General features: G+C 61.2%; 21 protein-coding genes. 11 read left to right on the top strand and 10 right to left on the bottom strand.

Going from position 1 to position 23,073, the window contains the following annotated elements; translation table 11 throughout:
* The first annotated feature begins 144 nt into the window (after positions 1 to 144).
* The 7 genes from C811_RS13420 to C811_RS13390 all read left to right on the top strand — a co-directional run bounded on the left by C811_RS13420 (position 145) and on the right by C811_RS13390 (position 8,539).
* A complete protein-coding gene (locus C811_RS13420; RefSeq protein ID WP_016310212.1) occupies positions 145 to 819 on the top strand; it encodes a response regulator transcription factor in 675 nt (224 codons plus the stop codon).
* Positions 816 to 2,105 carry a sensor histidine kinase gene (locus C811_RS13415; protein WP_016310211.1) on the top strand — a complete coding sequence of 430 codons (1,290 nt, stop codon included), beginning with the start codon at positions 816 to 818 and terminating at the stop codon, positions 2,103 to 2,105. Before C811_RS13420 ends, C811_RS13415 begins: the two co-directional genes overlap by 4 nt.
* Positions 2,106 to 2,231: 126 nt before the next feature.
* Positions 2,232 to 3,266 (top strand): hypothetical protein, encoded by a 1,035-nt coding sequence (locus C811_RS13410; protein ID WP_016310210.1) that lies wholly within the window; start codon positions 2,232 to 2,234, stop codon positions 3,264 to 3,266.
* Positions 3,267 to 3,269: 3 nt separating this feature from the next.
* A complete protein-coding gene (locus C811_RS13405; RefSeq protein WP_016310209.1) occupies positions 3,270 to 4,442 on the top strand; it encodes a WD40 repeat domain-containing protein in 1,173 nt (390 codons plus the stop codon).
* A 1-nt stretch (position 4,443) separates the two neighbouring features.
* Positions 4,444 to 5,322 (top strand): ATP-binding cassette domain-containing protein, encoded by an 879-nt coding sequence (locus C811_RS13400; protein WP_016310208.1) that lies wholly within the window; start codon positions 4,444 to 4,446, stop codon positions 5,320 to 5,322.
* Positions 5,313 to 6,530: a hypothetical protein gene (locus C811_RS13395; protein ID WP_016310207.1), complete on the top strand. Its 1,218-nt coding sequence runs from the start codon at positions 5,313 to 5,315 to the stop codon at positions 6,528 to 6,530. Before C811_RS13400 ends, C811_RS13395 begins: the two co-directional genes overlap by 10 nt.
* Entirely contained in the window at positions 6,527 to 8,539 is a 2,013-nt protein-coding gene (locus C811_RS13390; RefSeq protein WP_016310206.1) for an ABC transporter permease, read from the top strand. Before C811_RS13395 ends, C811_RS13390 begins: the two co-directional genes overlap by 4 nt.
* Before the next feature lie 658 nt (positions 8,540 to 9,197).
* Here C811_RS13390 and C811_RS13385 read toward each other — a convergent pair.
* Positions 9,198 to 10,667 carry an RNA-binding domain-containing protein gene (locus C811_RS13385; protein WP_016310205.1) on the bottom strand — a complete coding sequence of 490 codons (1,470 nt, stop codon included), beginning with the start codon at positions 10,665 to 10,667 and terminating at the stop codon, positions 9,198 to 9,200.
* Between C811_RS13385 and C811_RS17320 the strand changes: the two genes are divergently transcribed.
* The gene (locus C811_RS17320; protein ID WP_483294761.1) at positions 10,662 to 10,955 is read left to right on the top strand and encodes a WCX domain-containing protein; all 294 of its coding nucleotides are present in this window, start codon (positions 10,662 to 10,664) and stop codon (positions 10,953 to 10,955) included. The genes C811_RS13385 and C811_RS17320 overlap by 6 nt on opposite strands.
* 29 nt (positions 10,956 to 10,984) lie before the next feature.
* Positions 10,985 to 11,113: a type 1 glutamine amidotransferase family protein gene (locus tag C811_RS17200; RefSeq protein WP_280500961.1), complete on the top strand. Its 129-nt coding sequence runs from the start codon at positions 10,985 to 10,987 to the stop codon at positions 11,111 to 11,113.
* A gap of 201 nt (positions 11,114 to 11,314) precedes the next feature.
* Here the strand turns inward: C811_RS17200 and C811_RS13380 are convergent, their stop codons facing one another.
* From C811_RS13380 to C811_RS13370, 3 genes are read right to left on the bottom strand one after another with little or no spacing between them, the layout of a single operon-like run.
* Entirely contained in the window at positions 11,315 to 12,079 is a 765-nt protein-coding gene (locus C811_RS13380) for an ABC transporter permease (RefSeq protein WP_016310203.1), read from the bottom strand.
* A 9-nt stretch (positions 12,080 to 12,088) separates the two neighbouring features.
* Positions 12,089 to 12,814, bottom strand: coding sequence for an ABC transporter permease (locus C811_RS13375; RefSeq protein WP_016310202.1), 726 nt, complete (start codon positions 12,812 to 12,814; stop codon positions 12,089 to 12,091).
* Positions 12,811 to 13,608, bottom strand: coding sequence for an ABC transporter ATP-binding protein (locus C811_RS13370; protein WP_016310201.1), 798 nt, complete (start codon positions 13,606 to 13,608; stop codon positions 12,811 to 12,813). The genes C811_RS13375 and C811_RS13370 overlap by 4 nt, the downstream gene beginning before the upstream one ends.
* A 142-nt stretch (positions 13,609 to 13,750) precedes the next feature.
* Here C811_RS13370 and C811_RS13365 point away from each other — a divergent pair, with 142 nt between their 5' ends.
* Together C811_RS13365 and C811_RS13360 are read left to right on the top strand one after the other, a co-directional pair.
* A complete protein-coding gene (locus C811_RS13365; RefSeq protein ID WP_016310200.1) occupies positions 13,751 to 14,452 on the top strand; it encodes a response regulator transcription factor in 702 nt (233 codons plus the stop codon).
* Positions 14,453 to 14,456: 4 nt separating this feature from the next.
* Complete coding sequence (locus C811_RS13360; protein ID WP_016310199.1) at positions 14,457 to 15,818, top strand: sensor histidine kinase; 1,362 nt, start codon at positions 14,457 to 14,459, stop codon at positions 15,816 to 15,818.
* A 380-nt stretch (positions 15,819 to 16,198) separates the two neighbouring features.
* Here C811_RS13360 and pstB read toward each other — a convergent pair whose 3' ends face one another.
* The 6 genes from pstB to C811_RS13330 form a co-directional block, all read right to left on the bottom strand.
* Positions 16,199 to 17,041 (bottom strand): phosphate ABC transporter ATP-binding protein PstB, encoded by an 843-nt coding sequence (pstB, locus tag C811_RS13355; RefSeq protein ID WP_022926638.1) that lies wholly within the window; start codon positions 17,039 to 17,041, stop codon positions 16,199 to 16,201.
* The gene (gene pstA / locus C811_RS13350) at positions 17,042 to 17,875 is read right to left on the bottom strand and encodes a phosphate ABC transporter permease PstA (protein WP_016310196.1); all 834 of its coding nucleotides are present in this window, start codon (positions 17,873 to 17,875) and stop codon (positions 17,042 to 17,044) included.
* Positions 17,872 to 18,732 carry a phosphate ABC transporter permease subunit PstC gene (gene pstC / locus C811_RS13345; RefSeq protein WP_016310195.1) on the bottom strand — a complete coding sequence of 287 codons (861 nt, stop codon included), beginning with the start codon at positions 18,730 to 18,732 and terminating at the stop codon, positions 17,872 to 17,874. The genes pstA and pstC overlap by 4 nt, the downstream gene beginning before the upstream one ends.
* 4 nt (positions 18,733 to 18,736) lie before the next feature.
* Entirely contained in the window at positions 18,737 to 19,657 is a 921-nt protein-coding gene (locus C811_RS13340; RefSeq protein WP_016310194.1) for a substrate-binding domain-containing protein, read from the bottom strand.
* 466 nt (positions 19,658 to 20,123) lie between these two features.
* Positions 20,124 to 21,335 (bottom strand): aminotransferase-like domain-containing protein, encoded by a 1,212-nt coding sequence (locus C811_RS13335; protein WP_016310193.1) that lies wholly within the window; start codon positions 21,333 to 21,335, stop codon positions 20,124 to 20,126.
* A 283-nt stretch (positions 21,336 to 21,618) separates the two neighbouring features.
* Complete coding sequence (locus C811_RS13330) at positions 21,619 to 22,983, bottom strand: FtsX-like permease family protein (protein WP_016310192.1); 1,365 nt, start codon at positions 22,981 to 22,983, stop codon at positions 21,619 to 21,621.
* Positions 22,984 to 23,073 lie beyond the last annotated feature (90 nt).

Below are 23,073 nucleotides of genomic sequence, written 5' to 3'. Positions count from 1 at the left end.
TCCACCGTGCCTTCCAAACTGTTATCGAGGCCACATAATTGTAACGGTTGCCCCAGCCCTCCGGCCCCAAGCCGCCTCGGCTGCTCGGGCTTGACAGTTTTTTGACTTTCCCGTCTTATGATTCGTAAGATTGGAGGCGACAGCATGACCCAAAAGATTCTCGTGGTTGATGACGAGCCCATGCTCACCGACCTGCTGGACGCACACCTGACCCAGCGCGGATATTTGGTTTGCAAGGCCAACAACGCCGAAGAGGCCCTGGCGAAGCTGGGCTTGAAGCCCGACCTTATCTTGCTGGACATCGGCATGCCGGGGACAGACGGGCTGCAACTGTGCCAGACCATCAGGAACCACATAGGCTGCCCTATTTTGTTTCTTACAGCGCGTATCGCCGAGCAGGACAAGATTGACGGCCTTGCAGTCGGCGGGGACGACTACATCACGAAGCCCTTCAGCCTGCGAGAGCTGACGGCGCGCATCGAGGCGCATCTGCGCCGGGAGGCCCGGGGGCGCCAGACATCGGAAGTGGTGGCCGGGCAGGGCCTTCTCATCAATCGGTCCCAGCGGAAGGTGTTCGCCGGGGATCGGGAAATAACCTTCTCGAAGCGCGAGTTCGACATCTTGGATTTCCTGGCATCTCACCCCAACCAGGTTTTCGACCGCGAGCGCATTTACGCGGCGGTATGGGGTATCGACGGCCAAGGGGATGCCAGCGTCGTCAAAGAGCACGTGCGCAAAATACGCCAGAAGCTCTCGGAGGCCTGCGGCAGCGAGCCCATTGAGACGGTTTGGGGAATGGGGTACCGGTGGAAGGCATGAAGAAGAAGTCCCTCAAAGGCGAGTTCGCCCGAACCGTGGCGGTGACCATGCTCGCCGTTGCTCTGGCCAGCGGCCTCGCGATCTTCGGCTGCAGCCAGCTGCAGAAATCCATCCTGCCAGATTCCAACGAGGCCTGGCTCACCCAAAGGATCACCGCGGCCGACGGCACGGTCTCGGAAGCGACCACCCGAGTTGAGATCGGCGGACAGGCGCAGTCGCTCGGCCGTCTTGTCCAGGACGGCGCGGAAGGCGATCCCGACCAAACGGCAAGTTACACCATCGACCGCATAGACTCGAGCTTCTCGATGCTCACGGATAAGGCGAAAGCCGCCTACCGCGCCTCGCAGGTGGCCATGGTCGGGCTGCCGCTTCTCTTCGCCATCCTCGGCATCGCCCTGGCGGGGCAATGGCTCTACCGGAAGAAGCTGGAGCCTCCCATCCGCGCGCTCGCCGACGCGACCGCCCACGTCCGCCGCCAAGACCTCGACTTTCGGGTGCGCTGCGCTTCCACCGATGAGTTGGGCCAGCTCTGCGTTGCCTTCGAGAGCATGCGTCAGGCCCTCGTCGACAACAACCGCCTTCTGTGGGACATGCTGGAAGAGCGCCGAGCCCTCCAGGCATCCGTGGCCCACGATCTGCGCAACCCCATCGCCATCATGGGAGGCTATGTGGAGCACTTGCAAGAAAGCCGCAAGGCGGGTCTTCTGACCGATGAGGAGCTCGATCGGGCGCTTGCCAACCTGGAATCCGCCGCCGACCGCATGGGGCGCTACACCGAAGCCATGCGCGAGGTGGGAGCCATCGAGGAGGTGGAGGTTCGCCTCGAAGAGGTAAGCCTTCCGGGGTTTCTGGAGGGGCTGGGCGATTCTTTGGCCGTGCTGTGCCGCGGCAGTTCCGCGCAGCTGACCTATCGCATCTCCGTGCCGGAGCGCACAGCTGTCTTCGACGGCGAACTTCTGTACCGCATTCTCGAAAACCTCGTGGGCAATGCCCAGCGCTTCGCCCGCCGCGAGATCGTCCTTGAGTTCCACCTGGAAGGAGAACTGCTAGCGGCCACGGTAACCGATGACGGCCCCGGCTTCTCAGAGACAGCGCTCCGAAAGAGGGACGCCTTGTTCTTCACCGAAGATGCCTCCGGCGGCCATTTGGGGCTGGGGCTTGCCATGAGCCGGATATTCTGCAGGAAGCTGGGAGGATCCTTGGAGCTGTCGAACGGCGATACGGGCGCCTGCGTAAAGGCGCTGATTGCCGTCAACCGCCCCCAAGGAGGCGTCGAGAAAAGCTAACGCAAAACCGCTGCCGTCGATCTTCACCGGCGCTCCTTCAGCATCTCCGAAATTTTTTTTCGCCGCTTGACCGGTTTTTGACTTTTGCGCCCTAGGCTGGAGCAGAAGACGCAAAGGAGGTCCTGTATGCGAATGAAACCTATTTTGGCCATGCTGCTGGGGGCGGCTCTTCTGCCTATCTCCGCCTGCAGCGGTTACGACATTCCGGAAGAAGTTCCCGCACCTGCGCAAAGCGATGCGTCGAACCCCTTCGAGGAAGCCCAGGACGACGCGAGCCTTATGGCCATGCTCAGCCACGAGGCCGCCAATCCGCCCCTGTCCGACAGCGGTGAGAGGGAGCCGTTTCCCTACGATGGCGGAGAGTTTCGCCTGGACTATCGCTTTTCTGTCAGCGGAGACCTGGACAGTGTAGGGTTTCTCCTGTTCTTGGACGGGAAACCCCAGCCCTACCGTATCGACGGCCAATCGTCCGATTATGCCTTTTGCCATACATTCGATGCGGCAGAGGATCAAGACATTGCCTTCCTCTTCGAGCCGGTGGCCGGGCACAGCGGCGACACGCTGAACCTGACTATCGTCAGCATCACGAACCCCGACTTCCAGCCGGACATGGAAAGCACGTCCAGCTACGGGTGGTATCACAATGCACTTTCCGCCAGTGTGGAGATGCGCTTCAACGCCGACCCCCCTTCGTCCGCCGCCACGGCGCCGAACCCAGTGGAGGCTTTTTCCTCCTGCAGCGTGCACGAGGAAAAGGTCACGTCCCGGTACCTGGAGAACGACCTGGCCCAGGCGGGATGGCCGGATATAACCATGGACACGCTGGACGACGGGATCTATTACACGCTCACCCTCGATGGCGACACGGTGTTCGACAACCTTCCCCTTACCGAGCCGGTAGCCGTGCGCTTCACCCTGTGCGGCACTCCCGGCGCGCGTTACAACATCTCCTTTTTCCTCGATCACCAGCCGATGGCGGTGAACGGAGAGGCATCGAGCGCCGTAGAGCTGAGCAAAGGGGGCGTGGCCGTGGTGGAGGGCGTCATCGACCCATCCCTGTTAGGGAAGCTCAGCACGTTCTACTGCGTGGCGGTGCCTGCCGACAACGCGGGTGCGCCCTTCTTTAAAACCAACTCGATACTGCTCTTCCAGGAGGCCTAGATCATGAGAAAAGTACTTTGCGCCGCACTGGCCCTGTCGCTGCTTGTCCTGGGAGCCTGCAGCGCGCCTGCACCAACGGACAACTCCGAAAAGGCGACGCCGGAAACACCGGCCGCCCCGCTGCCAGCTTCCGATGTCATGAAGGACGACGACCCCGCCCAAACGTCAGGTTCCTTCGCTTTCGACAGCGCGCCTTTCCAGGGAAAGCTGACGGGCTGTTCCTATGCCCAGGCGGGCACGTTGCTCGTCTGCGCTGATGAGCTGTACCTCTACGATACCGCTTCCGGCACGGTGCTGGCCCACTGCCCGGCTCCGGCACCGATGCGAGACTTCGGCGCAGCACCGTTCAAAGACGGCATCGTCCTCACGGTTATGGGCGATGCGGGGGCGGTCGCGTACATCTACGACAGCGAGTTGAAGCTGGAAGAAACTCTGGCGCTGGAAGAGCTTCTGTCCGGCGATCCGGTGCTCGATCCCGGCTGTGTGGCGGCGTCGAGCGACGGGAATCGGCTGGCCATCGCAGGCCTTAGCGCCCTCTACCTTTACGACCGCCCGGCCGGCCAGCTGACTACCCTGCTCGACACTGCCCAAGGCATCGGCGGCTCCAGCTGCATGGCGACCTCGCTGAACGGCGCCGCATTCACCCCCGACGACGACCGCGTGGCCTTTTTCGGCGACGGCTTTTCCGCCGAAAGCGGAGATGGCGAGGACAGCGCGCCGGTATGGGGAACCATAGGCATCGACGGCAGCGAGCTTGAGCTTGACTGGCTGGAATCGGAGGGCGTGGAGGAGATGCTGCGAGCCGACGGCCGGCTGTTCTTTCCCCCTGCGATTTCCCATGTCGACGGGAGCCTTCCCTGGGTCGATGCGGCAAGCGGCGCCGCGCATCGGCTCGCCTTTTCCGCGAGCGACGAGGGAGGGGACGGTATCTACGTGTCCGAACAGGGCAAATACGTCGCCACCGCCGAACTGGGCGACGTGCTCACCGTGCGGGTCTATGCCGTTGACTCCGGCGAGCTTCTGGCCACCGAGACCATCGAGGTGGACGACTCCCGCTATGTGGGGCGGGTTCCCCAGGTGATCCTTCTAGATGATGCGCAGGCCGCCATCGTGCTTCTGGGCTGCGGCATAGAGGAAATCGACACGGCAGTCGCCACGTTCAGCTTTGGAGCCTAGCATGGAGATTCAGTTCGATAACGTAGCGAAATGCTACAAGGGCAAGTACGCCCTCAAAGACTTCAGTGCCACGCTGGGCGAAGGCGTCTTCGGGCTACTGGGCGAAAACGGCGCCGGGAAGACGACGCTCATCAGCATCCTCGTGGGCATCTTGCGCGCCGACGGCGGGACAGTGAGAGCCGATGGGCGCGACGTTGGAGCGCAGGGCCGCGCATTTCTGACCGATTTGGGCTATATGCCGCAGTACCCGGTCTTCTACCGCGACTTCACCGTGGGGGATTTCCTCCTCTACATGGGAGCGCTGAAGAGCCTGTCCCCGGCTTTGGCGCGAAGCCGCGCGGCGGAATTGCTGGACACCGTGAATCTGTCCGACGCGCGGGACAAGAAGATCGGCGCCCTTTCGGGGGGCATGCGCCAAAGGCTCGGCATTGCCCAGGCCATGCTATCCGACCCGAAGGTCCTGGTGCTGGACGAGCCCACCGCCGGCCTAGACCCGGGCGAGCGCATCCGCTTTCGCAACCTTATCTCCCGCTTCGCCCCTGGGCGCACCATCCTTCTAGCCACCCACATCGTGCCCGACGTTGAGTGCATTGCCACGGAAATCCTGCTGCTGCGCCGCGGCAAGCTGCTCATGCAGGGAGCCCCGAGTGCACTGGAGCAGAGCATCGCGGGCAAAGTGTGGGAGGTAACGGCGGACCTGGAACAATCCCGGCGGCTGGCCGAACGCTGCTGCATCGGCAACATGAAACAGGACGGTGCCCTCTTCTCGCTTCGTATCGTCAGCGACGAGTGCCCCTGTGCGGGGGCTCGGCCAGCGCGACCGAACCTGGAAGACGTGTTCCTGTATTTCTGCCAGGACGGCGATGCACCATGCGCCTAGTCTGGTACGAATTCGCCAAGCTTTTCTGTCGGCGATCGGTTCTCGTGCTCTTCGTCCTGTTCAGCGTTATAAACCTGGCCAAGATCTACAGCGAGTGGGATGCCTATTCGTTTCTGGCCGACGGAAGCGCCGAGCGCAGCTGGCACACCGTCTACTGGCAGCTCTACGACCAGTACCAAGGCCCCATTACGCCCGAAAAGGTGCAGCAGCTGCTGGCAACGTGGCAGCCTTTGGCCCAGGCCACGGCGGACATGACCGCCAGCACCGCCACTGACGACGCCAACTCCCTGACGGGAAACCTCTACAGCGATCGGAATCTACTGGAGAAGTACTTCGTCGATCCCATGCAGTATTGCTACGAATATGGTGACCGTGCTGCATCGGTGGCGGAAAAGGCGCGCCAGAACGCCGAGGCCGCGGCTCAGGCCGGAGCCTTGTACCAACAGCGGGAAAGCGCCGCCCTGTACCAGATCTACGCCGGTCGTACCGTGCCCGACTTCGCCTACACGGAGATGGCCAACTACTACCTGAACTACGACTTCTCCCTCGTTCTCGTGCTGCTTCTGGGACTCTACGGCGTGGCCGGCACCTTCGTGGAGGAGCGCGAAACGCAGATGGACCGGTTGCTGCTCACGAATCCCAATGGCGGCAGCCGCACCGTTCTCGCGAAGCTGATGGCAGCCAGCGGGTTTTTGCTGCTGGTGACCATGTGGTTCTCGCTGCTTGACCTGGCGGGCTTCGGGGCCGCCTTCGGCACCTTAGAGGGCTTGGATTTGCCGGTGTACGCCATCCCCAGCTTCGCCGAGGCACCGGTCGACCTCAGCGTCCTCCAATTCGCGGTGCTGGCGGCGGCGCTGCGAAGCGTCGGGCTCTGGGCTTTGGGCATGGTCTGGCTTGCGGTGTCGCTGCGAGGCAGAAACGCCCTCGTTCCCCTTGTCGCCAACTTCGCGCTCACCGCCGTGCTCGTCATCGGCGGCGCGAGCGCGGCCTATTCCCACTTTGTCTGGGCGAAAGCGCTCGATCCCTATTCGCTGCTGGCGGGCCGCCCCCTCCTGGCCCAAACGGAGTTTCTGGACATCGGCGGCTTCCCCGTCCTGTCCTGGCAGGCAGCGCTCGCAATCTCCCTGGTTGCGGGGCTCGTCATTGCCGCAGCCATCTATCTGCTTTCGCCCCGAAACACCTACTGTCCCATAAGGAGGCTGCGATGATGGTGCTCGCCTATGAATGGAAGAAGCTCATGATCGGGCAGCGAGGGTTGGCCTGTCTGCTGGCGGCCCTGGTGGTCAGCGGGGTCTGGCTGGCGGCGACCGAACAGCCCCAGAACATCGCCATGCAAGAGCACCGATCCGATTACGCCTGGTGCCTGGAAAGGCTGGACGGGGCGTTGAACGACCAGAAGGAGGCCTGGCTTCAAGACGAGAGCGAGGCCATCACGGAAGCGAAAGCCGCCCGTGCCGAGGCGCAGGAAAGCTACTACAGCGGCCTCACCTCGGCTGAGGATTACGAAAGTGCGGCGGCCCAGGCCGGGGAGGTGCTGGCCCACGAGCGGGGCTTCGACGCCGCCTTCGAGCAGTACCTCTATGTATCGGAGAACCCGACCAACCGATACTTCCTTGAGACGAACGGCTGGGCCGGGCTTCTCTCTGTCCAGACGCTGGATTTCGCGGTGCTGCTGGCCGTCTTGTATCTGGCCACCGCGGCTTTCTGCTCGGAATACGCCTGCCAGATGGACGCGCTTTTGCGCACGACCCCCGAGGGCCGCGCAAGCGCCCGGTGCAAGGTGCTCATCGTCATCGGTTCCGCCGTTGCCCTTTGTGTCGCGCTCTCCCTTCTCCAGCTCACGTTCTTCACGGTGAAATACGGGCTGCCCCACGGGGACTATCCCCTCCAGAGCGTTCCGCTTTTCGGCACCAGCGAGAAGAGCCTCTCCCTTGCAGAGGCGTTCATAGCGGCCGCCGCCCTCCGTTGCTTCGGCGCGGTGATGCTCGCGGCCTTGCTCCTCTTCGCCTCGGTTATAGTGAGGAAGTACGCACTGACGGCTCTTATCGGCGCCGCTGCCACCCTCATCCCCCTCATCGGGCTACCGGAGCAATTCATCTTCCGTCTGCCCCTTCCCCTGCCGTTCTTGCTGGCCACGGGATTCTTGGAGGGCGGCCGCTTTGCTCAGGGCGACGGAGGGGAGGCAATCGCCGTGTTTGCCGAAGTGTCCCCGTGGGAATTTGCGCTGGTGGCGGGAATTTCGGCGGCGCTTACGATGCTTGCGCTGTACGGAACGGTGCGGCGCAGCACGAACTGCTGGCTCTTGGAGAGAAGGCCCCGTTTCGGCAGCAAGGCAAAGCCCGCGGCCGCCCTTCTGCTTGCCGTCGCCCTTCTGCTGCCCGTAACCGGATGCTCTTCCGAGGCCGCCGAGACCGTGGTCTACAACTCTGCCGCCCAAAGCGTGGCAGGCGACGGCTTTGCCGTGGCGCTCGACGACGAGACCCGAACCTACACCTTAGAACGCGAAGGCGGCGCAGCGATGGCCGTGGAAACATCGCCGCTTTTCGGCGCCTTTTCGGACGGTGAGTCCGTGACGGGCGCCTATGTGGCCGGCTCTTGCATTTACTACCTTACTTCGCGCACCCAACAATACATCGACCGGGTTGGCAATTACAACAGCACGTTCACCCAGTTCAGCATCGTGCGCCTTAATGCGGACACGCTGGAGCGCCACGTGATTTTCGAGCAGATCGCCGACAGCAATCGCTCCCTGCTGGGAATCGACTACACAGCCGGCGATACCTGGGCGTTTCTTCCGGATTGCCGCAGTTTTTTCCTGAACGACCGCAGTTTCTTTTTCGTGGTGAACGACAAGATCGTCGAGGTGGATCGGGGCACGCGGTCGGTGCAGACGCTCGCCATCCCCGCCAGCGGCAACATAGCCTTCGACGGTCGCGCCATTTACTTTGTAGACGAGGATTCTCGCCTTCAGGCCTACGACACCCAAACCCGGGAAGTTGCTCCCGTGGGAGACATCGTCGCCCGCAGCTTCTGTCTCACCGAGGACGGCCTTTGCTTCGTCAACCGTCTGGACGGCGATGCAGTCTGCACCTGCGCCAAAGACGGCTCCGATGCTGTGGTGGTGTTGGAAGGGCCTGCCCTGTCGGTCGATTATGAAGGCGGTGAGCTCTCCGCCACTCTGAAATCGGATGGCCGAACGGTTCCAGTTGAGTTATGACGAGCGGTTTTTCGCCTATGCGCAACTGGCCCAACGCGCGCTGCCTGCTCCTTTAATCCATCGGGGAGCAGGAATGGATCCTCTGCTGCCAAAATAGCCCGTCTGACCCTTATTTACTCCTTCGTTTATTCCTTCAGACTTTGACGGAATAAATGACGAGATATTTGATCCACCCTCCTTCTTAAGAGGGAGGGTGGTCGATCGCTCCGGGTTCACCTGCTCGCTGAGCACAGGGGTTCCGTAGCCTGCGGCCATCGGGGCGGTCGTGGGCGCGCACCGTTGCGGGCGGGCGTGACGTTCCGAGATTGTGGATTTACCTTTTGGGCGGAACGAATGGGAGCCAATAGCGTGTAATTCAACAGCACGCGGGCGTCGCCAAATGGTAAGGCCCGAGCTTCCCAAGCTGCTAGCGAGGCAAGCGCCCGCGAAACACGCGAAATGCGTGGTCGAGAAATGCCCAGTTCAGAACCGTGATTTCTGAAACTTGGGAAATCCTTCTCCCTTCTTGGCTCTTCGAGAAACCCCGATATTTCCAGTGCGCTTCCAGTATTTTCGCGAAACGCACGCTCATCGAGTCAATCGGCTTTCTGCGCACATGACACGCGGCAATCCATAGCCTACTCCGAAATTACTCCGAAAACATTTTCGCAGTAGCACCCTATCGGTTCTTAGCTATTACCCAACTGCCGCGGGTACCCCCCTCGCGAATCAGGATGCCTTCATCACGAAGACCCGCCATCACTCTTTCGATATGTCGCTTGCTCATTCCTAAGCCAGCCGCGATACTCTGTGCACTAATTTTCGGATTGCCTGCGACGAGGCGCAGTACTCGCTCTGCGGTCGTCACGGCCTCGCTGTTGGCATTACCGACATCATTACCGACATTACCGACATCGTTACCAACTGACTCTTTGACCAGGGGCAAAAGAATCGTAGATCGCTCCGGGTTCACTTGCTCGCTGAGCACGGGGACTCCATAGCCTGAAGATGTCCACTTCTTCACCATGTCGGGAATGCCGCCTCCGGCGCGCTCTCCGATGTTGATGAGCGTGAACATCTTCATCATCGTCTCGTTGCGCGGGTCGGAATTGCCGCCGACGTAGGCGTCTTCGATGCCGACACGGAAGCCGCCGGGATTCGAGAGGCATAAACCATCTTCCTTCCAAAGGAAGACCACGCCACGTCGCTCATTGTAATCCGCGTTCGTGAGGCAGTTCGCAAGAGCCTCGCGCAGAGCGTCATGCGCCTCCGTCTCGTCGATGCGCTCGCTGTTCTCATCGAGCCTGAAGGGCACGTTGATAGCCTGTTTCATGTTGTTGAAGACGCGCCGGTAGAAGTCGAAGACATTACCCGACCAGCTGTCATCCTGCGAGGTGATCCTGCCCTGCCATCTCTCGTCTGCTCCGAGCTCCTGACGGTAATCCAGGAAATAGTGCGGGAACTCCGCCATGATGCGCCACTCTTCTCCGAACATGAGCAGGCCCGCGCTCGTCGGGTGAACCATCCCGTCGCTGCCGACTTTCGCTGCTCCGATTCTGCAGAGAAACTCCTCGTCGGGCAAGCCCGTCCATGCGTGGGCGCTGTGATGCAGCTCGTAGCTTCTGCGGTAGGAGCCGATCGTCTCCGCAAATAGGTCGTCTACAGTCAGGTTCTCGTGTATGCGGGTGTCCACGGGTTCGTCCGAGGCATCGCGGTACATCGCCTGTATCTCGTTCGATGCACAGCGGTAGTCGCCCTTATGGTCGCGCCTATACGTGCCCGTGACGGGATTGCCGTTCACGTAGATCGGCCTCAGGCGCCTGTCGGCGCGCGGCACCTCTACGACGATCAGCTCTTTGTCATCGACGCTCTCGATGTTGGCATCCCTGTCGGACATTACGCAGCAGGACAGCTTGTCCGGACTATGTGCGGCGTTCCAGAAATCGTCGAGCATCTTGTCGGCATCCCCCAGCCCAACTACCTCCAAGGTGCCGTCCCTGCGTTCCTTGGCTCCGAGCACGATGATGCCGCCCTCCGTGTTGGCGAAGGCGGAGATCGTCTCCCAGATGCTCTTCGGCAAGCCTCCTTGGGCTGCCTTGGCTTCGAGGCGGTTATTCTCCTTGTAGGTTTCGAGCTTGGCTAGATCCATGTAGCGACCTTTCTAGTTTCTCTTATTTTACAGCCCAGCACTTCACCTCGATACCATGCTTTCCCGTTTGCATGGCATCGCCGCATCGAACGCTTCGATGCATCGTTCTCCCATGATCGGGGCGCTGGCTCAACGACTGGGCGGATCAGCTTCTACACGTCCGACCTGCGCTTCGCAGCCGATGCCTTCTTCGGCGTGCTGGGCAAGGTTCGCGTCATCGCCCCAGAAGAGCTGCGCGAGACAGTGCGAGCGCGACTGGAGAATGCATCGTCTCTTTACGAACAGTGACGCAGTGGTGTCACCTTTCACGCCTTAAAATGCGATCCGAGTTGTCGGATGCCGGGTATGTGGTGAAGATAATCGCCGCCGACAGCGACCCGAAGACCTCTATGGGAGGGTTCAAGGTGCTGCCGGACTACACGCTCGAAGACCATCCCGCCGATTGAATTGTCTCGGGTACGAAGGTTCGCCTGCCCCCCTGCGCTATGCTTACCTGCTAAAAGAATGGGTTGAGGTTCGGTAAGGGCCATAGGGAGGACAAGGCGCCTCCGTCAGAGCAGGAGCAGCTGCCCAGATTGGAAGGAAACGACAAATCCCAGCACCAAAGCGACAATGCCCAAGGGTGAGACGATCTTCGTGTTCATTTCTTACCTCATTTCCTTTTTTCCGAATCGAAGCACCGACAATGAGAGGAACGCCGCGAAGAGCAGCGCCGCGAAGAGGACGAACGGGAACGGCTGGAACGCGGTCGATGCCATTCCGGTCGTGAAGTCATGGAGCGAGCACGAGACGAGGTAGCCGCTATAGCAGTACGGATAAGCTATCCAGGCGGGGGTGTTCGCGACGAGAACGCTCGGGATGACGAGAAGCAGGTTGAGCCCGACGGTGATGAGGGGCTTCTCGAAGACCACCGTTATCGCCCACATGGCGGCAACGGCGGGCAGCATGGTCAGGAAAAGGCCCACGCAGGATTTCAGCAGGTAGCCGATGGGCAATGCCTCCCGCACCCCCATCATCTGGGTGGCGATGAGCCCGGCGATCACGAAGACCGCGAAGAACACGGCGATCTCCATGAGAAGGAAGAACGCGACGACCACGAACTTCGCCAGGGAGAGCTTGTAGCGGCTGACGGGGAGCGCGAGCATCTTCAGGATGCCGTTGTGCGACGTCTCCCTGCCCGCAATCATCACGCACACGACGATCATGCTGAGCGGGAGCAGGTAATACGCGTACACGAGCGCGCTCTGAACGAACATCGCGGGCCATGCGTTTGTGTACTCGGGGGTGAAGTAGCGGCTCAAGTTCGCCACCCCCGATATGACCACGAGGACGGGCGCGATGAAGATGAGCGGGACGATCTTCGACCTGCGCACCTTCATGAACTCGATTCCGATAAGGCTTGTAAATCCCATAACTGCCTCCTACTCGTAGCGCTCGCGGCCGGAAAGCCAGAGCCCGGCCGCAAGGAAGATGACCGTCTGCGCCGCCGAAACCGCGATGGCCAGGAAGTCCGGCTGGGCGCTCATGGCGATCGCCGGCTTCAGCATCAGGACGAAGGGGTGGGCTAGGACGAGGGGCGAGTCGACGCTGGCGAGCGCCATGGCGCTCAAGAAGCCCGCCACGCCTATGCCGAGGGGTATCCACATGTTCTCGATGCGCGACGACACGAGCAGCATGAGGGTGAGAACGGGCATGCTGGTGATGAGCGAGTAGCCGGCGAAGGCGATCACAGCGCCGGGATCGTACGCCCCTTCGGGCAGACTGCTCGCTCCAATCAGGGCGAGCACTCCGTTCTGCATCGCGACGGCGATGAGCAGCCCAACAGTGATGACGAGGAACTTGCTCCCGTACATCGAAGGCATCTTCATGGGCATCACGAGCATTTTCTTGATGGCATCGCCCCTGAACTCCATGCCGTAGATCATGCACGCTGCCACGATGATCCCGAACATGTTGATGACGACGATCATCCCGTAGAGCTGCGTGAGCAGGATGTCCATCGGGTCGAGCGGCATGCCGAGCAGCGTCTCTCCGCGGACGAGGAAGTTCGCGCATGCGTAAAGGGCTCCCAAGACGCCGATCGCCAAGAGCACGAAAACGATGCCCGTCCTGCGCTCTTTGCGCAGCTCGATCGACAGCGCGCTCATAGGACGGCCCTCTGCTTCCGCAAGAGGTTGTCCTGCTCTATCATCGCCAAGAACAGCTCTTCCAGGTTCTCGGCGGCGTAGCCCGAGGCAAGCGCCTGGGCGCGCAGGTTGTCGAGGCTTCCCTCGTAGAGCATCGTCCCATGGTTCAAGATGCCGATATCGTCAGCCACAAGCTCGATCTCCGACAGCATGTGGGAAGAGACGAGCACCGTGCAGTCGAAGGCCTTCGGCAGCGATCTGACGAGGTTTCTGATCTCGTGTATTCCGGCAGGGTCAAGGCCGTTCGTCGGCACGTCGAGGATGAGGATCGGAGGCCTTCCAAGAAGGGCCTCGGCAAGCCCCAGCCGCTGCTTCATGCCAAGCGAGTACTTCTTCGCGAGGCGGCCGCCGAACTCCGACAGGCCCACGAGTTCCAGGGCCTCGTCCACGGAGCTCGCAGGCAGGCCCAGTATCCTCCGGATGATATCGAGGTTCTCCCTTCCGGTGAGATTGGCGTAGTAAGAGGGGGACTCGATGAAGGAGCCGACCTCCTTGAGGATCGCCACCCGGCTGTCCGGAAAGCGCATGCCATCGATCTCGAAGGCGCCCGATGTGGGCGCCGTGAGGCCGAGCAGCATCTTCATGGTCGTTGACTTTCCCGCTCCGTTGGGCCCGAGGAACCCGTAGATGCTCCCCTTCCGCACATGCATTGAGACATCGTTGACGGCGACGAAATTCTTGTAGCGCTTCGTCAGATTACGGGTCTCGATGATGAGAGGATGGCGCCCCGAACGCCCTGGTTGCGCATGTTTCATCGTTGCTCCTTTCGACGGAGATCAAGGTATTCGCCCCGCCTGACATTCCTCGATTGCGCACCTGACTTTTTCCTTACTTTCGCGTACGGCCCAGGCGCGGGACTGTATTCTGTACAGTGGATAGGTTTGAGAAAGGCACCTCGTGGATTACGCTCTCTTGCACAGCAAAAGGCTCTTGCTCGTGGACGACGAGCCAGAGCTTCTTGCCCTCGTGTCAGATATCCTGACCGACGCGGGGTTCGGGGAGATATTCACCGCAGCAAATGCAAAGGACGCGCTTGAGCGCTTCGATGAAGTTAATCCGGAGCTGGCAATCTTAGACGTGATGCTTCCCGATGGCGACGGGTTCTCGCTCATGCGGCAGGTGCGCAAGTCGTCCGACATCCCCGTGATATTCCTCACGGCGAAAGACGAGCCCATCGACAGGATATCGGGCCTGGGCCTGGGGGCTGACGACTACATTCCCAAGCCATTCCTTCCCCAGGAGCTCTTGCTGCGCGTCTATGCAGTACTCAGGAGGTCATACCCCGCGGTTGAGCCAAAGGTCCAACTTGATTATTGCGTGATCGATTTCGACAGGGCCGAAGCCGTGCGCGAAGACGGCCCGGTCTCGCTCACGGCAAAAGAGTTCGCGCTGCTGGAGATCCTTTCCCGCAATCAGGGCAAGGTGGTCACAACCGACGCCATTTGCAATGCCTTGTGGGGCGGGGACGCATTCGGGTACGAGAACCCCCTCAATGCCCACATCAGGCGCGTGCGGGAGAAGATCGAGCGCGATCCCTCGCATCCTGTGTCGCTCATCACCTGCAAGGGACTCGGGTACAAGCTGATGGTTTGCAGGTGATGCCGTGAAGTCCCTGCGCCCCTATATCGCGAGAAACCTCGCGTTCTTCGCCGCCCTGATGGTCGCTTTGCTGGCGTTCAATGCGGCGGCGTTCGGCATCTTCTTCTCCGGAGCAGTCGCCCATGAGGCCGGAGATGCCTCGCCCGCGGCCATGCTTCATGCCATTGAGGACACAACAAGCGCATCGGAGGCGTCTCCGGAGGCGAAGAGCAAGCTACGGGAAAACGGCCTATGGGCGCTGTTCATAAAGCCGGATGGGGACTGCTCGTGGTCGGTCGACGCTCCCGAGGGCGTTCCCCTCCACTACACTCTGCAGGACGTCGCGCGCTTCTCGAAGGGATATATCTCCGACTATCCTGTTTTCACGCGCGTCACTGACGCCGGCCTGCTGGTCTTGGGCTATCCCAAGGACAGCTACATGAAGATCACGGGCAACTATATCCCCATGCGGGCGGTGCAAGCTCTCCCGTCTTTCCTCGTGGTGATGGCGTTCCTCGATGTCGGCTGCCTCTTTCTAGCCTATTGGCTCTCAAAGAGGCGCACTCTGTCTGGATTGGAGCCCATCGAGGATGCCATCGAGGCACTGGGAACGGGCAAGGCGACGGATTCCCTGCCGAAGGGGACGCTTGCGAACCTTTCGGAGAGCGTGACTCGCGCGTCCGACCTCATCGCCAAGCAGAATGAGGCGCGCGCGAACTGGATCGCCGGCATATCCCATGACATCCGCACCCCGCTCACCCTCATCATGGGAAATGCGGAGCGCATCGCCAGCGACCCCTCTGTCCCATCGGATGCGTCTGGCCGCGCTGCCCTTATCAGCGCGCAGAGCGCCAAGATCAGCAACCTGATCAACGACCTGAATCTTGCCTCCCAGCTGGAGTACGACATGCAGCCCTTGCATAAGGCGAAAGCGAAGCCCTCGAAAATCGTCCGCAAGGCGGTGGCAGATGCGATCAACGCATGCCCGGAAACGAGGTATTCTTATGAGATGGAAATCGAACAGGAGGCCGAAAAGGCGGCCGTTGAGTGCGATGAGCGCCTGCTCGGGCGGGCGATAGGGAATATCCTGCAGAACAGCGTCACGCACAACCCGCAAGGCTGCCGCATACGCATAGGGCTGGATGCGACCGATGAGCATGTGCTCATCACCATTGAAGATGACGGGGCGGGAGCGGCCGGAGAAGGCCTGCTCGCCCTTCTTAAATCTCAGGAACACGCGAGCAGCACCGACGAAAACCTCGACCTTCGCCACGGGCTCGGACTGCAAATCGCGTCCCGCGTGATAAGGGCGCACCAGGGAAATCTCTCCTTTACGGCTCCCGTCGAAGGCGGCTTCAAAACCGAAGTACAGCTTTCCAGGTGTTAACATGGCAAGCGTCTCCGTCAACTGCTGGATGCGCCCGTTCCTTAACTTCGATTTACGGCCCCTCCCCTTAGGTATGCCAATCTCGTCAAGCCATCCGTAGACGGTGCTGGAGACACCCGTCGATGCCCTCGCTTCGTCCTTCAGTCCGTTGATGATGCAGCTCATAGACCTCCGAGAAGTTGCGCTTCGCCTCCTCATAGAACTTCTCGTTGACGAACTGCGAGTAGACGAAGAGCATGGCGCAGACGATTCCTAAAGCCGCGATTCACGTGACGATGATGGCAATTCTCGATCTAAGGTTCTTCATGTGATACGCTCCGAATCTGCAATCTGGCATCATCGCAAGCGTCCGCGCCTGGAGTGCCGCTATTTCGCTCTGCTTAGCCGAAGCGACCTGACACATAGTCGGCTGTTCGGCTGTCTTTCGGATGCGTGAACAACGCATCCGTGTCACCTGCCTCAACCATCTCCCCTAGGAGAAAGAACGCGGTCTTGGTAGATACGCGAATGGCTTGCAGCATATTGTGCGTGACCATGATCACGGTGTATTTCGATGCGAGCTCGGTGACCAGATCCTCGATCTTCGCCGTGGATATCGGGTCGAGTGCGCTCGTGGACTCGTCAAGCAGCAACACTTCAGGCTGAACGGCAAGCGCACGTGCGATACACAGGCGCTGCTGCTGGCCACCCGAGAGCCCAAGGGCGCTCTTCTTCAGGCGATCCTTGACCTCATCCCAGATGGCGGCGTCACGGAGCGACTGTTCCACAATCACGTCGAGCTCTTCTTTGCCCTTGATCCCGTGAGTACGCGGGCCGAAGGCGATGTTGTCGTAGATACTCATGGGGAAGGGATTGGGCTGCTGGAACACCATGCCCACGCGGCGGCGGAGGTCATTGACCGGCAGGCCACCATAGATGTCGTCGCCATCCAAGGAGACGCACCCGTCCACGCGGCAGCCGTCCACCAGGTCATTCATCCGGTTCAAGGTCTTGAGCAACGTCGACTTTCCACAGCCAGAAGGCCCGATGAGCGCTGTAACCTCGTTCTTCGGAAAATCGAGCGTGACGTCTTTGAGAGCGCGGAACTCTCCGTAGTAAAGGTCGAGTCCCTCAACGCCCATCTTCGCTTCAGAGGCGGCGGCTTCCGCCCGTGCGCTCTGCATGCTTTGCTCCTTCTCAGGTTCCATGATTCTCTTTTCGGGTGCTGTGACTGCGTCCATCATCTACATTCCTCTCTTAAGTCTCTTTGCCGCGAAGTTCGCCCCCATGTTCAGAATCACAATGAGGATCAGGAGCACGACGGCTGTTGCATAGGTCTCGTCCATGTGAAGGCCCTCGCTTGCGAGCACGTACATGTGGACGGCAAGCGTCCTGCACGAATCGAAGATTGCGAAGATGCCCTGTCCGCCGAAATCGGGGATCTGCGCCACGGTGCCAGCGGTGAAGAGGAGCGCGGCCACCTCTCCAACGCAGCGGCCAAGGGCAAGCAGCACGCCGCCCACGATGCCAGGAAGCGCACTTGGCAGCACACAGCGAAAGATCGTCCTGACATGGCCCGCCCCCAATGCGAAGCCGCCCTGCTTGTAGGATTCGGGGACAGCGAGAAGCGCCTCTTCGGTAGTGCGCATCACAACGGGGAGCACCATGATGGCGAGCGTGCATGCGCCGGAAATGAGGGAAAGCCCCCATCCGAGCATGGTCGTGAAGAAGAGCAAGCCGAACAGACCGTAGATGATTGAGGGGATGCCCTGGAGCGTCTCTGCTGTCATGCGGACTGCCCTCACGAAGCGGCTCGATGAGCGCGCGTACTCCACCAGATAGATTGCCGCGCCAACGCCCGTCGGCACAGATAGCACCAAAGCAAGCAGAGCCATCAGGATGGTATCGATGAGAGCGGGCATGAGCGAGACGTTCTCGGAAGTGTAGGTCCACTCGAACAGGGAGGGCTTGAGATGAGGGATGCCGTTTATAAGGATGTATCCCACGATCCCTGCCAGGACCAGAGCCGTGAGGATGGCTCCCACGTACACGAGAGCGCGCAGAATCTTCGATGTCATCGCTCCTCACCCCGCTTCTTGATGGCGCTGAACAGGAGGCTGATGAGCATGATGAAGACGAACAGCACGACGCCGGTTGCTATGAGAGCGCCCCTGTGGAGGTCGGCGGCATAGCCCATCTCCAGAACAATATTCGCGGTCATCGTGCGAACGCCGTCGAAGATGGAGTTCGGTATGACGGGCTGGTTTCCCGCGACCATAACGACCGCCACGGTCTCGCCGATCGCACGCCCGACTCCCAGCACGACAGCCGCCATGATTCCCGAGAATGCAGCAGGCACGAGGATGCGGAACACGGCCCACTCATGAGTTGCGCCCAGGGCAAGGGCCCCCTCGTAGTAGCTTCTCGGAACGGCATCGAGGGCGTTCTTCGCCACGGTGATGATGGTGGGAAGGATCATGATCCCCAGCAGCAGGGATGCTGCCAGAAGCGAAAGGCCCCTGCCAGGCATCGTCATCCTGATGAAGGGGACGAGCACCATCAACCCGAAGAAGCCATACACGACAGAGGGGATGCCGGCGAGCAGCTCGATGCCCGGCCGCAGAACGGATGCGACCCTGCTGCCCGCAAAGCGCGACAGGTATATCGCCGTCAGGATGCCTGCCGGAACACCGACGAGGATGGCACCGGCGGTCACGTAGATGCTCCCCACGATCATGGGAAAGATGCCGTACATGTCGCTTCCCGGCTTCCAGGTGGTGCCCAGCAGGAACTCGGGGATGCCGATCTGGAACATCGCCGGAAGCCCGTTGGCGAAGAGGAACACGCATATCAGGGCAACTGCCAAGATCGAAATCGCGGCAGCGAGGGTGAACAGCGCCCTCGCAAGGCCTTCTTTCCTTGCAGACTTCGACATATAGCTAGCCGATCACTTCTGCCCACGTGAGCGCTTCACCGGAAAAGATCGCCTTCACTTGGTCGCTGGTGAGACTGTCGGCGATGGATGCGGGGGCGACGATCACGGCGATTCCGTCCTTGGCGATAGCCGTGGCGCTGACCCCGGACGAAGCCTCCGAATCCTTCAGGTCGCGCGATGCCATACCGATGTCGCACGTGCCCTCGATGGCCATGTTGACGCCGGTGGTGGAGTCGGATTGCTGAACCTCGATGGTTACGTCAGGATTCACGGCCTTATACGCTTCGGCGAGCTTCTCCATGATGGGGGTGACCGAGGAGGATCCCGCGATCACGACTTTGCCACTTGCGCCAGTAGCGGTAAAGGGAGCCGCATTCTCGTCAACGCCTATGTAGCCGTTATCCTCGATGATCGCCTGACCATCGGAGCTCATGATGAAGTCCACGAAGTCCTGTGCCGGTGCGCTGAGGTTCTCGGCGAACACGATGTTGAATGGCCTGGACACCTTGTAGTCGCCGCTCTTCACGTTCTGCGCCGCTGCCTCGATGCCGTCGATCTTGACGGCCTTGACAGTATCGTTGAGCGAGCCCAAGGAGATGTAGCCGATGGCGTCCGGGTCGCTGGCGACAGAGGTCATCATCACCGAAGTGGAATTAGTGATGGCAGCGGCGGCCGTGGTCATGTCGACTTTGTTGCCAGCCGCATCCTTCTCCTCAAGTCCGAAAAGCTCTATGAACGCACCGCGCGTGCCTGAGCCATCTTCACGCGAGTAAACCGATATCTGGTTACTCGTCTGCGCCTCGGATGCGCTGGGACTCCCCGATTGGGTTTCGGGTGAAGAACAGCCGAAGGCGCTCATCATTCCGAGCGTGAGAATCGCCGCAGCAGCGATAGTGAGCACTTTCCTTGTCATGTTTTTGGTCATGTCGATTCCTTTCTCTGAAAGACGCCTCCTCTCACAGGAGGGAGCCTAAGAGGAGGCTCTGCTCAAGTATGACCAAGCTGTAAGTGCGCCTTGTCAGAGGCCCGTAAAGTCTTTGCAAAGTTTCACGGCAGAGCAAATCGAAACGGGACACCTTCTTCTCAATTTGGAACATCTTTTTCTCGGATGAATCGCAGAGTTTTAGCCTTGCTCGTGAAATGTGCATCTCCGGAACTATCGGTGATATATACGGAATGCAGGCACCTTGATAACCGCATCGAATACTCATTTCGAGCTGCGTCACAACTGCGCGCTCTGCGCAAGCATGGGCTGGCTCGGGCCGAGCACGTCACCCCGGGAACTCGTCATCGTGCGCGTCCGCAGCACCCCGAAACCAAAGCAGCCCGCCCCGCGCCGAAGCGCGTGAGCGGGCTGCTCCTCGTCGATAGACCCGAAAGACCCCAGAGCCCTATAACGCCTCGGCAATTACCTCGCCCAAGCGACGGATGCCATCGCGAATGGTGTCGGCATCGGCGTTGGTGAAGTTCAGACGCATAGTGGAATAGCTCCCCGGCTCGGCGTAGAAGGGCTCGCCGGGCACGAAGGCCACGCAGCGCGCGAGCGCCTTCGGGAACAGATCCATGGTGTTGATGCCCGCCGGAAGCGTCGCCCACAGGAACATACCGCCCTGGGGCTTGGTGAAGGACACCTCGGCCGGGAAGAACTCCGCCATGGCATCGGTCATAGCCTGCGCCTGGTCGCGGTACAGGTCGCGAATCTTCACCAGGTGCTCGTCCAAGTCGTTGTGACGCAGATAGTCCAGCACCACGAACTGGGAGAACACGTTGGTATGCAAATCGGCGGCCTCCTTGGCCGTGTTCAGGCGGCGCAGCAGCTCATGGTCCTTCGTCAGCAGGTAGCCCATGCGGAAGCCCGGCGTCACCGTCTTCGAGAACGAGCCCATGACCACCCCGTGGGGCAGCGCCGTGGCCCCGATATAGGGCAGCGATTCTCCCTCGAAGCGAAGCTCACCGTAGGGATCGTCTTCCACCACCACGATGTTGCGACCAGCCAGGATCTCCCGCACCTTCGCGCGGTTCTCGGCCGTATAGGTCAGGCCCGTGGGATTCTGGAAGTTGGGAATGAGGTAGATCATCTTCGCGCCGGCTTCGAGGGCCACCGTCAGCTCGTCGGTGTTCAGGCCCTCCTCGGTGAGCTCCACCTCGCGGAACACCGGCTGCTGTAGCGCGAAGGCCTGGATAGCGGCGAGGTAGGTGGGCTTTTCCACGATGACACCGTCGCCCTTGTCCAGCAGCACCTTGCCCAGCAAATCGAGCACCTGCTGCGAGCCGGTGGTCACCAGCACGTCATCGGCGGTGTAGTCGGTGCCGAAGCGGTGGTTGTAGCGCTCGGCGATCCATTCCCGCAGCTCGGGAATGCCCGCGGTCATCGAGTACTGGAAGGCCTCAGGCCCACGCTCGGCCACCACGCGCTGCATCGACTCCATGAGCTTTTCCTGGGGAAAGGAAATAGGATTGGGCAGGCCGCCCGCAAAGGACGTGATAGCCGGATCGGACGCCGCCTTCAGAATGGCGCGCACGAACGACGGCGGGGTGTTGGTGATGCCGTCGGACAGCAGCTCGTCGATGGCGAACTCCGTTGCAGTTTCAGTCGTGGTCATAGGTTGCCTCCGCTCGCTGGGAACTCTCCGTTTCATTGTTCCACTACGCGACCCCATGGCGCGCCAGTTTTTTGCCAACGTGCAAAAGTGAGGCGGGAACAGGCGCCCTTTCCGCTGTCCCCTGAGAAAGCGGAGGCGAGCGCGCGGCAGAGCCGTCCGAGCACGAAGAGGCAGAGGCCGGCTTTTTCGCTCGTGTGAGGCAGCCCCGCCCGCCATGCCGCCGGTCAACCGAAAGTACCCCCGGATTCGGCGGCAGAGCGGCAAAGGTCTCGCCTGCCTCGGCTCACCGGCCCTCTTCCCGCAAAAGCATGCGGCCGCACTCCCTGCAGGTGATGAGATAGTACGCGCCCAAAAGCGCGGCGGTGACCCCCACGACTCCCGCCACAATGAGGGGAAACTGCGCGCTGCCCAGCACGGAGGCCACAAACGCCACCAGGGCCAGGCCGAAGACGTCGTGGACGAGCGCGAAGACCAGCGGCGCCGCGAAGCAGGTGCCGACCTGGGACCGGATGCTCTTCCGCATCATGGAGGCATCGCAGCCCAGATTCCCGAGCAGCCGGTAGGCCTTCCGGTCGTCGGCGGCGCCGGCAAGCTGCTGCAGGGCCAACACGGCGGCGGCCGCGATCAGGAACGTGATCCCGTAGAAGATGCCGACGTAGCCGATGGGGGCCAGCGTCAGATCGCTCAGCCGCCCGGATCCGTCCCGCATGCCGACGCTGAACGCGAGCCCGGCGACCATCATGCAGACCGCCACGGCCATGAGTGCGCAGGTACATGCCATCGCGTTCGCGTTGAGGGACATGCGGGCCTGCAGCTGACGCAGGTCGAAGAGGCGCAGGCCCGCCAGAAGCCGCTCGGGCCGACGGTACGCGCGGGCCGGCCGCCTGATGGCCCACACCCGGAAGAGCATGCCGGTGGCCAGCACGGCGGCGACCCCCATGGGCAGAATCCACACGATGAACTGCGTCGGCTGGAACAGGCAAGAGCCCCAGACAACAGCAAGCAGGACTGCCGCCAGCGATGTCTGGAGGCCCACGGAGAGCCGAGCGGCCCCCTTCGGCTGCTCGGGCGCGCCGTCGGCATCCAGCAGCTCGACCAGCGAATGCTTGCGCAGACTCCGAACCTCCAAGGCAAGGGCGAGCGCCATAATGCCGGCGAAGCATGCCGCAGTCCAGAGGGCGGCATCGGCCGAGAAGACGAGCAGGGGCTGCCAGGGAGCATCGAAGACGAATGCGGCAATGGCGCCGAAGAGGGGCGAGGCGAGCACTCCGGCAAGCACGCCGACCCCAAGCGCGACCACAGCGGCGACGCATCCCTCGTAGACCAGGATGCGGGCCATGGTCGCCGGCTCCATTCCCATGATCCCGTAGGTAGCGAACTCTCGGGAACGCCGCCGCAGGATGAAGCGGTTGGCGTAGGTTACCAAAAAGGCGAAAACAAGCGCCGAGAACACCGAGAACGCCTGGGTGACCATGGAGGCGGACCCGTAGATGTCGCGCTGGTCGGCGGTAAGGTCGAGGGACAGGAGGTAGTCGCCCGAGGCCGTGAAGGAGTACAGCAGGCAGGCCGCAAAGGCCAGCGTGGCGAAGTATACCGAGTAGTCGTGCGCCGAGCGCAGCACATTGCGCATGGCAAGCTTCAAGATCATGGGCGGCTCCAATCCAAGGTTGGAACCAGCCTAAGGGAGGGGGCTTCCTCCCGCCATCGATTCGCCTTACGCGTGCCTAACGTTTTTGCA

Source organism: Adlercreutzia caecimuris B7, from assembly GCF_000403355.2.
GTDB lineage: Bacteria > Actinomycetota > Coriobacteriia > Coriobacteriales > Eggerthellaceae > Adlercreutzia > Adlercreutzia caecimuris.
The sequence above is the reverse complement of the archived record's forward strand: the minus strand, read 5'-3'. Positions and strand labels throughout refer to the sequence as shown.